This is a genomic window from Dietzia sp. SLG310A2-38A2, assembly GCF_014145095.1.
GTDB lineage: Bacteria > Actinomycetota > Actinomycetes > Mycobacteriales > Mycobacteriaceae > Dietzia.
In genome coordinates this window covers 1-9,441 of record NZ_JAALDX010000120.1, presented here as the reverse complement: position 1 = coordinate 9,441, position 9,441 = coordinate 1, and the positions used below count along the sequence as shown (strand labels likewise).

The window sequence follows — 9,441 nt, the reverse complement described above, 5'->3', positions numbered from 1 at the left end:
GCGGCTGCCGCGGCGACGATCGTGGGGAATCGGTTCACTGTTTCTCCCGGGCTGAATCAGTAGTAGTGAGTAGGTAAGGCTCACCTTAACCACCCCGCGGCCGCCAGGGCAAAACTAAGGTGTGCCTTCCCTCAGAAGGGGAGGGTGCGGGCCCCGCGCTACCCGGCTCGCGCCCGTGGCCACGGGACCCGCGCGCGAGTAGGATCGCGACATCGCAGGCCCGTCGCGAAGGAGGCCCGATATGCCCACCGAGGAGGTCCGGAGGGCGATGCGCGCCCAGGACCGGCGTCGGTTCCTCCCACCGGAGGTCGCGGGCGACCACCGCCGCGACGCGCCGCTGCCGATCGGCTTCGGGCAGACGAACTCCCAGCCCTCCACCGTGGCGGACATGATGACCCTCCTCGAACCGTTCCCCGGGATGCGGGTCCTCGACGTGGGCTCCGGCAGCGGATGGACCTCCGCGATCCTGGGCGAACTGGGAGGCCCGGCCTCGGAGGTGTTTGCGGTCGAGCTGGTGCCGGAGCTGGTCGAGAGGTCGCGGGCGGCCAACACCCTTCCGTGGGTTCATGTCCACCGCGCCGAACCCGGGGTGCTCGGCCTGCCGGAGTACGGACCCTTCGACCGGATCCTCGTCTCCGCGATGGGCCAGGCCCTGCCGCAGGACCTCGTGGACCAGCTGAACGACGACGGCGTGATGGTCGCTCCCTGGCGGGACGTCATGCACAGGGTGCGGCGCACGAGGGGGGAGCTCGAGGTCACCGACCACGGCGGATACCGATTCGTCCCGCTGCGGGACACCCGATTCTGACCTGCGCAATCGGACGATTATCCTGGACGGAAGTTTTACCCGCCTCGAAGATCCAGGAGCGTCAATGCCCGAGTTCGTCTATGAGGACCTCCTCCCGGTCGGTGCGGACACCACCGAGTACCGCCTCCTGACCACCGAGGGCGTCTCCACGGTCGAGGGCCCGGACGGCACGACCTTCCTGCGTGTGGAACCCGAGGCGATCCGGCTGCTCACCGAGACGGCGATGCACGACATCTCCCACTACCTGCGCCCGGACCATCTGGCCCAGGTGGCCAAGATCCTCGACGACCCCGAGGCCAGCGACAACGACAAGTTCGTCGCACTGGATCTGCTCAAGAACGCCAACATCGCCGCCGGCGGGGTGCTGCCGATGTGCCAGGACACCGGTACCGCGATCGTCAAGGGCGAGCGCGGCCAGCACGTGCTCACCCCCGGTCCCGACGAGCAGGCGGTCGCCCGCGGCGTCTACGACGCGTTCACCCGCCTCAACCTGCGCTACTCGCAGAACGCCCCCCTGACCATGTGGGACGAGAAGAACACCGGCAACAACATGCCGGCCCAGATCGAGATCGGCGCCGACACCACTCCCGGCCACGAGAACAGCTACAAGTTCCTGTTCATGGCCAAGGGTGGCGGCTCGGCCAACAAGTCCTTCCTGTACCAGGAGACCAAGGCGATCCTCAACCCCGAGCGGATGATGCAGTTCATCGAGGAGAAGATCCGCTCGATCGGCACCGCGGCCTGCCCGCCCTACCACCTGGCGATCGTGGTGGGCGGCACCTCCGCCGAGTTCGCGGTCAAGACGGCCAAGCTCGCCTCGGCGCACTACCTGGACGAGCTTCCCCGGGAGGGAGCCATGTCGGGCCGTGGATTCCGCGACGTGGAGTTGGAGGAGAAGGTCTTCGAGCTGACGCAGCAGATCGGGATCGGAGCGCAGTTCGGCGGCAAGTACTTCTGTCACGACGTCCGCGTGGTGCGGCTCCCCCGCCACGGGGCCTCACTCCCGGTCGCGATCGCCGTCTCCTGCAGCGCCGACCGCCAGGCCAAGGCCAAGATCACCCCCGAGGGCGTGTTCCTCGAGCAGCTCGAGTTCGAGCCCGGTCGGTTCCTGCCCGCCACCACCGATGCCGAGCTGGACGCCGCGACGCATGGCGTGTCCGGGACGGGTAAGGGCGCCGCGGTGCGGATCGACCTCAACAAGCCCATGCCGGAGATCCTCGCCGAGCTCAGCAAGCACCCGGTCAAGACCCGCCTGTCCCTCACCGGTCCGCTGGTGGTGGCCCGCGACATCGCCCACTCCAAGATCAAGGAGCGGCTCGACGCCGGCGAGGCGATGCCGCAGTACCTCAAGGATCACCCGGTCTACTACGCCGGTCCCGCCAAGACCCCCGAAGGCATGCCTTCAGGGTCGTTCGGCCCCACCACCGCCGGCCGCATGGACTCGTACGTCGAGCAGTTCCAGGCCGCGGGCGGCTCCATGGTCATGCTGGCCAAGGGGAACCGCTCCACGCAGGTCACCGATGCCTGCGCCACCCACGGCGGCTTCTACCTGGGCTCGATCGGCGGCCCCGCCGCGCGGCTGGCACAGGACTGCATCAAACACGTCGAGGTGATCGAGTACGAGGAGCTCGGCATGGAGGCGGTGTGGAAGATCGATGTGGAGGATTTCCCCGCGTTCATCGTGGTCGACGACAAGGGCGAGGACTTCTTCGCCCACACCGGCGAGGTCACGCTGACGGTGGGCAAGCGCCCCGGGCTCTGAAGACCGGCTGGTGATCGCCCGGGGAGGCGCTGTATTCAGACTCCCCGGGCGGCCGCCTCCAGTGCGGCGACGTCGAGTCTGACCATGTCCATCATCACCGTGAAGGCCCGCGCGGTGGCCGCCTGGTCCCCCGAGCGCCACAATTCGTACAACCACTCCGGCGCGACCTGCCACCGCACGCCGTAGCGGTCGATGAGCCAGCCGCACTGCACCTCCCGGCCCCCGCCGGCCAGCAGGCCGTCCCAGTAGTGGTTGATCTCGGCCTGGTCCGCGCACCTGATCTCCAGCGAGATCGCGTCGGTGTACTCGACCCCCGGACCACCGTTGAGGGCGAGGAAGGCCCGCCCGTCGAGCTCGAATTCCACGGTCAGGACCTCTCCGGCCTTCGGCCCCGGGGTGTCGACCGGCGACTCGTCGACCGCGATGACGCGCGAGTTCGGGAAGACCGAGCAGTAGAACTCCGCGGCCTCCTCCGCCTGCCCGTTCAACCACAGACACGTGACGAACGTCGACATGTCGCTCCCCTCCTGCCGCCCCGACGGGCGTGGCCCGGATCCAGTGTCCACCCACCGCGGGCCCCGCGGAACACCCCGGCGCATCGCGATCCGGCAACGAAAGTCACATCCACCCGGCCGCGACTAGGATCAGCGTGCATGAACAGGATCACGCGTGCCCTCGCCGCAGTCACCGTCGCCGCGGCCGCCGCCGCCGGGCTCTCCGCCTGCGGGACGGACGGGGAATCGGATCAGGACGGAGCGACCGGCGCGTCGCCGGCCACCTCCGAGGTGATGACCACGACGAGCTCGGCCCCCGTTCCCGGGCCCGCCGATTCGACGGTCGACATCCCGGCACCCGTGGCGGACCGCTGGAACGACCTCGGCGGCGAGGCGGGCGAGCTGGGGCGGGCCACCGGTCCCGCCACCGATGTAGAGGACGGCTCGATCACAGAATTCGAACGCGGGGCGATCGTCCTCACCCCCGCAGGGCGCGCCTTCGTGGTTCAAGGTGAGATCCTCACCGCCTACCTGGACGCGGGCGGGCCGGGGGGCGAACTGGGTTTCCCCACCGCGGACGAGGCCACCACCGACGGCGGATGGATCTCCACCTTCGAGGGCGGGGTCATCACGTACCTCGACGGGGTCGCGGAGGTCCGGGCGAGCTAGCCGACACACCGCTCGTCACCAGCACTGATCGCCCGCCCTCGGGCATCGGAGCGGGGGTGGAAACGGGTTATCGGGGCGTCGCGCGACCCACATCGGCGGGGCTATCGTCCACCCGTGAAGTCCACCCGGTCCCGCGCCCAGGCGCCGAGTTCTCCGTCCGCGCTGGCGGGGCCCGTACCCGCCGCCATACTCCTGCCCCTCGCCCTGGCCGGGGCGATCGGGCCGTTCGCGACCGACACCTACCTGCCCGCGCTGCCGCTGATCGTCGGCGAGTTCGGCGTCTCCGCCTCGGTCGCCCAGCTCACCCTGACCGCCTTCATGGTCTCGCTGGCCGCGGGGCAGCTCGTGATCGGTCCGCTCTCCGACCGGATGGGCAGGCGCACCCTGCTGATCCTGGGTTCGGTGGGCACCGCGGTCGCGGCCGTGGTGTGTGCGCTGGCCCCGTCGATCTGGGTACTGGTGCTGGGACGGGTCGCCCAGGGGTTCTTCGGCGCGGCCGGGATCGTCCTGAGCAAGGCCGTGGTGGTGGACGTCGGCCGCGGGGCCGGTGTCGCCAAGGCGTTCGCGACACTGATGGCCCTCCAATCGGTGGCGCCGGTGATCGCCCCGCTCATCGGCGGCGCCGTGGTGCCGTTCGGCGGTTGGCGGGGCGTGTTCTGGCTGCTGGCCGGCCTGTCCGTGGTCACGGCGATCGGCGTGGTCTCGGCGGTGCCCGAGACGCTGCACCCCGACAACCGCCGCACCGGCGGCATCACGTCGACCCTGTCCGACATGTGGGTCGTGGCCACCCATGGGCCCTTCGTGGCCCGGGTGTCGCTGTTCGTGTTCACCTTCGGAGTGCTCTTCGCGTACATCTCCGCCAGCCCGTTCATCTACCAGGACATGGTCGGCCTCTCCCCCACCGCGTACTCGGTCGCGTTCACCGTCAACGCTCTCGGCATCCTCGCCTCGAATCTGGCCGGGGCACGCCTGGTCGGCAGGTTCGCACCGGAGAAGATCCTCGCCACCGGGGTGGTCGGCATGCTCTCGGCGATCGCGGTGCTCGCCGTCGTCGTCGCCCTGTCCCCCGCCGGCACGCTGGGGCTGGCACCGGTCACCGCGGGCTTCATCCTGCTGACCCTGTCGATCGGCGCGATCCTGCCCAACGCGGCAGCGCTGGCCATGCAGGCCACCCGGGGTCATTCGGGTTCCGGGTCCGCGCTGCTCGGCGCGGCGCAGTTCAGCCTGGCGGCCCTGGTCTCGCCGCTGACCGGGGTCGACGGCCCGCACTCCGCCCTCCCGATGCTCGTGGTGATGGGCGCCTGCGCCCTCCCGGTCGTGGTGGCGGTGATGGCGGTCTTCCGCCGGCCGGTTCGCGCCGCGTGAGAGCCGCGGTCGGCAACTCGACGGTGACAGCCGACCGATGCCGTCCCGGCTCCACCAGCGCTGCCCATACCAGGGGTATGGTGACGGGCACGACCGACCCCCGAGGTGGTGTCCGCCATGCCAGTGATGACGACAACGGCGTCCCGAGCCCTGACCGGGGCCCGTCGACGGGCCGGGCTGGTGGTGCGTTCACGGATCGCCGGTGACGACGCCGCCGAGCGACGGCAGCGGATCTGGCACTCCGAGGGCGAACGGTGGAACTCACCGGGGGACGCGATCTGCGCGGTGCACGGCGACGCCTCGATGTTCGCCGCCGGCCTGACCGCCCTGTTGCTGCAGTCGCTGCACCCACTGGCCATGGCCGGGGTGGCCGACCACAGCGACTACCGCGGTGACCCCTGGGGAAGGCTCCAGCGCACCTCGCAGTTCATCGCCACGACGACGTTCGGGACGGTCTCCGACGCCACGGAGCTCATCCGGACGATCAACGGCGTGCACCGGGCGGTGGTGGGCACCGACTATCGCGGCCGACCCTACGACGCCCGTGACCCGCACCTGTTGCGGTGGGTCCACGTCGCCGAGATCTGGAGCTTCCTCGAGTGCCACCGTCTCTACGGTCGCACTCCGATGTCGCCGGAGCGGCGAGACGAGTACGTGCGGCAGGCGTCGCGCACCGGGATCATGCTGGGGGCCAGAAGCGTCCCGATGACCGTCGCCGAGCTCGACGCGGCTCTCGAGGAGTACCGGCCCGAGCTCGAGGCCTCCCCGGCCGCGCTCGACGCCCGACACTTCCTGCTGAACGAACCGCCCGTGGGGTGGACCGACAAACCCGCCTACGCGATGCTGCGCGAGGGCGCGGTCGCGGCACTGCCCCACTGGGCGCGCAGGACGCTCGCACTCCCCGACGGGCCCTTCGGCTCCCGACCGGTGGCCCTGCACCTCGGACGGACCGGGGTGTCGACACTCAGGTGGGTCCTGGACGCAGTGGAGGGCTGAGACGGAGCCGGGCTGCGAGGGCGCGGCGAGCCGAACGGGGCTACCCTGTGACGATCCGACCCGGCACGGGTCGGCCGTCCCGTCGGCGGGGACCTCTCCCGCCCGCAACAGTGAGGTACCCATGGCCGGTGGTCTCGCCGCCCTGCTCGACGACATCGCCGTCCTCGCCCGGATGGCCGCGGCCAGCACCGACGACATCGCGGCCGCCTCGGGGCGCGCGAGCGTCAAGGCCGCCGGAGTGGTGGTCGACGACACCGCGGTGACCCCGCAGTACGTCCGCGACGTGGAGCCGTCACGGGAGCTGCCGATCATCCGTCGGATCGCCACGGGCTCCCTGGGCAACAAGGCGATCATCATCGTCTTTGCCCTCCTGCTCAGCCAGTTCGTGCCGTGGATCCTCACCCCGCTGTTGATGCTCGGCGGTGCGTACCTCTGCTACGAGGGCGCGGAGAAGGTGTGGGAGCGGGTCTCCGGCCACCACGAGGAGGCCACACCAGTCGTCGAGAAGGGCCCGGACGCGGAGAAGCGGATGGTCCGCGGGGCGGTGACCACCGACTTCATCCTCAGCGCCGAGATCATGATGATCGCGCTCAACGAGGTCGCCGACGAGCCGTTCTGGACCCGTGCGGCGATCCTGGTGGTGGTGGGACTGTTCATCACCGCGCTCGTCTACGGCGTGGTCGCGGTGATCGTCAAGATGGACGACATCGGTCTCCACCTGGCCGGGAAGGACTCTCCCGGGACGCAGAGGTTCGGCAGTGGTCTGGTCAAGGCGATGCCGACGGTCCTCGAGGTGATCTCGTTCGTCGGGATGCTCGCGATGCTGTGGGTCGGTGGACACATCCTGCTCGTGGGACTGGACGAACTCGGGGGGAGCGCCCCCTACCACCTGGTGCACCTCCTGGAGGAGCCCGCCGCCGCGGTCGCGGGCGTCGGGAACGTGCTCGGGTGGCTGGTCAACACGGTGTGCTCGCTGCTGTTCGGGTTGGTCGTCGGCGCCGTGGTGGTGGCCGTCGCCCACGTGGTCCCCCGACGAGGGGACGAGTCGGGGCCCGGGACCGCCTCCGCGGAGGCAGCCGGGACCGGGCACCCGGGGAACTGATGCTCCTCACCGTGGGGCACGGTCGGCTCGCGGGCGACGAGCTCGGCGCGTTGCTCACCGGCGCCGGGGTGGAGCTCCTGGTGGACATCCGTCGTTTTCCCGGAAGTCGCGCCAATTCCGCCGCAGCCAAGGGGGCGGTGCCGGACCTCGCCCGGGACGTCGGCATCGACTACCGCTGGGAGGAGCAACTCGGGGGCCGCCGCACCCTCACGGCGGAGCAGCGGCGCGAGTCCCCCGACACCTGGTGGCGCGTCGAGGCGTTCCGCGCCTACAGCGCGTGGACCCGCACGGCCGAATTCCGTGCGGCACTGGACCGGGTCGTCGAGGACGCGCGCTCCCAGCGCACCGCGGTCATGTGTTCGGAGTCCGTGTGGTGGCGCTGCCATCGCAGGATCGTGGCCGATGTGACCACGACGATCCACGACCTCCCTGTAGGACACCTCATGCACAGCGGGAAGATCACCGGGCACAGTCCGAGCGAAGGTCTCCGGCTCGACGCCCACGGACAGCCGGTGTGGGACGCCGGCGTCGCCTAGGCTCGTGGCATGGAACCGGCACCCTCCCTCGCCCCCGTCGCCGCCCTTCTCGGCACCTGGAGAGGTGACGGCGCGGGGTCGTATCCCACCATCGAGGACTTCAGGTACACCGACGAGGTGGTCTTCACGGACATCGGCAAGCCGTTCCTGCACTACGTCCAGCGGTCGTGGAGCGCGGACGGCTCCCCCATGCACACCGAGACGGGGTACCTGCGCATCCCGGGGGCCGGGACCGCCGAACTGATCCTGGCCCAACCCATGGGACAGACCGAACTCGCCGAGGGCACCGTCGTGGCCGAGGCGGACTCGCTCGTCCTGGAGTTCCAGGCCCGGGTGGCCAACAGCTCCACCGCCAAGCAGGTGGACGCCACCAGGCGCCGGTACGAACTCACCGGGGACAGACTGGTCACCACATTCGCCATGGCGGCGGTCGGGGTGCCTATGACCCATCACCTCCACTCGGAGCTGCGGCGGGTCTGAGCGGTGGCCACTGCGTGCGGCTGAGGCGACCATGGGAACTGACACGCACATCTAGTGACGACCGGAGGAATCGTGGCCGAGAAGAAGGACGACCGACAGCCGAACATCAAGGACGAGAAGGTCTACAAGGCACTACGCGACGACGGCGCCAGCAAGGAGAAGGCCGCCCGGATCGCCAACGCCTCGGCCAAGGAATCGCGGTCCGAGGTCGGCCACAAGGGTGGCAAGGCCGGCTCGTACGAGGACTGGACCGTCGACGACCTCCGCGACCGCGCCCGGGAGATCGGCATCGAGGGCCGCTCGTCCATGAACAAGGACGAGTTGATCGAGGCACTGCGGGACCACTGAGCCGCGCGCTCTCAGGTCGGCGTGTGGCCCGGTGCCCGGTCCGTCAGCGCGCCGCACCACCTAGCCACACGAGCCGGGAGACCCCCAGCCGGTCGAGCTCCCACCGCAGCTGGGACTGCGAAGGGGACTGGACGGGGAGAAACGCGGCCTCACGCATCCGACGGTTGGCGGGCGCGCCCTGTGCATAACCCATGCCACCGCAGAGGATGGCCTCGAGTCGCGTGGCGGCGGGAGCGATCTCGGCGCCGTCCAGGCGCACCAGGAGGAGGTCGACGAGAGTGCCCTCTCCCGGCCTCGACGCCAGACGGTGCAGCTCCGAGTGCATGTGCTCGTGGCGCTCCACCAGCGTGGCGTGCTCGTCGGCGGAGAACGCACCGAGGCCCTCGAGGAGTCCCTCGACCTCGGTGAGAGAACGCGCCGCGACACCTGAACAGAACGCGGCCTGCAGGACGAGGAACTCCGGACGCACGCCGGACAAGAAGTCCCCCAGGTCCTCCCCCAGCACCTGCTCGTCGGGGACGACGACACCGTTGAGCCCGATCATGGTCGAGGCCGTGGCGTTGAGCGCCAGCAGATCCGGAGCGCTGCGCATGTCCACCCCGGGAGTCGACGCCTCGAAGGCCAGGACGAGGCTGCGCCCGTCCTCCGTGTTGGCGGCGAGGACGATCGTGCTGTCCTCGTAGACGTTGGAGGCCCACGCAACCGGGCCGTCGATGCGGTAGCCACCGTCGACCGGCGTAGCGGTGATGGGGACTCTGCCCAACCCGACCGCCTGACGCTGGGCCACGGCCATGCCGGTCACGCCGGGTCGGTCGCCCGTGGCCACGGCGCGATAGGTCCGCCGGGCGGCGTCCGACCGGTCCGCCGCGTGGCGGAGGTAG

11 protein-coding genes are annotated in these 9,441 nt (G+C 70.3%); 9 read left to right on the top strand and 2 right to left on the bottom strand.

Features of this window, described 5'->3' with window-relative positions:
• The first annotated feature begins 241 nt into the window (after nt 1-241).
• Both G6027_RS04550 and G6027_RS04545 read left to right on the top strand, forming a co-directional pair.
• Nucleotides 242-808: a methyltransferase domain-containing protein gene (locus tag G6027_RS04550; RefSeq protein WP_182635789.1), complete on the top strand. Its 567-nt coding sequence runs from the start codon at nt 242-244 to the stop codon at nt 806-808.
• A 64-nt stretch (nt 809-872) separates the two neighbouring features.
• On the top strand, nt 873-2,570 hold the full coding sequence (locus G6027_RS04545; RefSeq protein WP_182635788.1) for a fumarate hydratase: 1,698 nt from the start codon (nt 873-875) through the stop codon (nt 2,568-2,570).
• Nucleotides 2,571-2,605: 35 nt separating this feature from the next.
• Here G6027_RS04545 and G6027_RS04540 read toward each other — a convergent pair whose 3' ends face one another.
• Nucleotides 2,606-3,085, bottom strand: coding sequence for a VOC family protein (locus tag G6027_RS04540; RefSeq protein WP_182635786.1), 480 nt, complete (start codon nt 3,083-3,085; stop codon nt 2,606-2,608).
• 138 nt (nt 3,086-3,223) lie between these two features.
• Between G6027_RS04540 and G6027_RS04535 the strand changes: the two genes are divergently transcribed.
• From G6027_RS04535 to G6027_RS04505, 7 genes are all read left to right on the top strand, one after another.
• Complete coding sequence (locus G6027_RS04535) at nt 3,224-3,733, top strand: hypothetical protein (RefSeq protein ID WP_182635783.1); 510 nt, start codon at nt 3,224-3,226, stop codon at nt 3,731-3,733.
• A 114-nt stretch (nt 3,734-3,847) separates the two neighbouring features.
• Nucleotides 3,848-5,098 carry a multidrug effflux MFS transporter gene (locus tag G6027_RS04530; protein ID WP_346995629.1) on the top strand — a complete coding sequence of 417 codons (1,251 nt, stop codon included), beginning with the start codon at nt 3,848-3,850 and terminating at the stop codon, nt 5,096-5,098.
• A 117-nt stretch (nt 5,099-5,215) separates the two neighbouring features.
• A complete protein-coding gene (locus G6027_RS04525) occupies nt 5,216-6,094 on the top strand; it encodes an oxygenase MpaB family protein (RefSeq protein WP_182635781.1) in 879 nt (292 codons plus the stop codon).
• Nucleotides 6,095-6,215: 121 nt separating this feature from the next.
• Entirely contained in the window at nt 6,216-7,196 is a 981-nt protein-coding gene (locus G6027_RS04520; RefSeq protein WP_182635779.1) for a DUF808 domain-containing protein, read from the top strand.
• Nucleotides 7,196-7,732 carry a DUF488 domain-containing protein gene (locus G6027_RS04515; protein WP_182635777.1) on the top strand — a complete coding sequence of 179 codons (537 nt, stop codon included), beginning with the start codon at nt 7,196-7,198 and terminating at the stop codon, nt 7,730-7,732. The genes G6027_RS04520 and G6027_RS04515 overlap by 1 nt, the downstream gene beginning before the upstream one ends.
• Before the next feature lie 9 nt (nt 7,733-7,741).
• The gene (locus G6027_RS04510) at nt 7,742-8,212 is read left to right on the top strand and encodes an FABP family protein (protein WP_182635775.1); all 471 of its coding nucleotides are present in this window, start codon (nt 7,742-7,744) and stop codon (nt 8,210-8,212) included.
• Nucleotides 8,213-8,284: 72 nt separating this feature from the next.
• Nucleotides 8,285-8,560 (top strand): Rho termination factor N-terminal domain-containing protein, encoded by a 276-nt coding sequence (locus G6027_RS04505; protein WP_182635773.1) that lies wholly within the window; start codon nt 8,285-8,287, stop codon nt 8,558-8,560.
• Between the two features lie 43 nt (nt 8,561-8,603).
• Here G6027_RS04505 and G6027_RS04500 read toward each other — a convergent pair.
• Nucleotides 8,604-9,441, bottom strand: an 838-nt coding sequence (locus G6027_RS04500; protein WP_182635771.1) for an acyl-CoA dehydrogenase family protein, incomplete at its 5' end; no start/stop codon positions are given.

Excerpts from the sequence above, each read along its gene's own strand:
- G6027_RS04550 (WP_182635789.1), top strand. The coding sequence starts at position 242 with ATGCCCACCGAGGAGGTCCGGAGGGCGATGCGCGCCCAGGACCGGCGT.
- G6027_RS04545 (WP_182635788.1), top strand. The coding sequence starts at position 873 with ATGCCCGAGTTCGTCTATGAGGACCTCCTCCCGGTCGGTGCGGACACC.
- G6027_RS04540 (WP_182635786.1), bottom strand. The coding sequence starts at position 3,085 with ATGTCGACGTTCGTCACGTGTCTGTGGTTGAACGGGCAGGCGGAGGAG.
- G6027_RS04535 (WP_182635783.1), top strand. The coding sequence starts at position 3,224 with ATGAACAGGATCACGCGTGCCCTCGCCGCAGTCACCGTCGCCGCGGCC.
- G6027_RS04525 (WP_182635781.1), top strand. The coding sequence starts at position 5,216 with ATGCCAGTGATGACGACAACGGCGTCCCGAGCCCTGACCGGGGCCCGT.
- G6027_RS04520 (WP_182635779.1), top strand. The coding sequence starts at position 6,216 with ATGGCCGGTGGTCTCGCCGCCCTGCTCGACGACATCGCCGTCCTCGCC.
- G6027_RS04515 (WP_182635777.1), top strand. The coding sequence starts at position 7,196 with ATGCTCCTCACCGTGGGGCACGGTCGGCTCGCGGGCGACGAGCTCGGC.
- G6027_RS04510 (WP_182635775.1), top strand. The coding sequence starts at position 7,742 with ATGGAACCGGCACCCTCCCTCGCCCCCGTCGCCGCCCTTCTCGGCACC.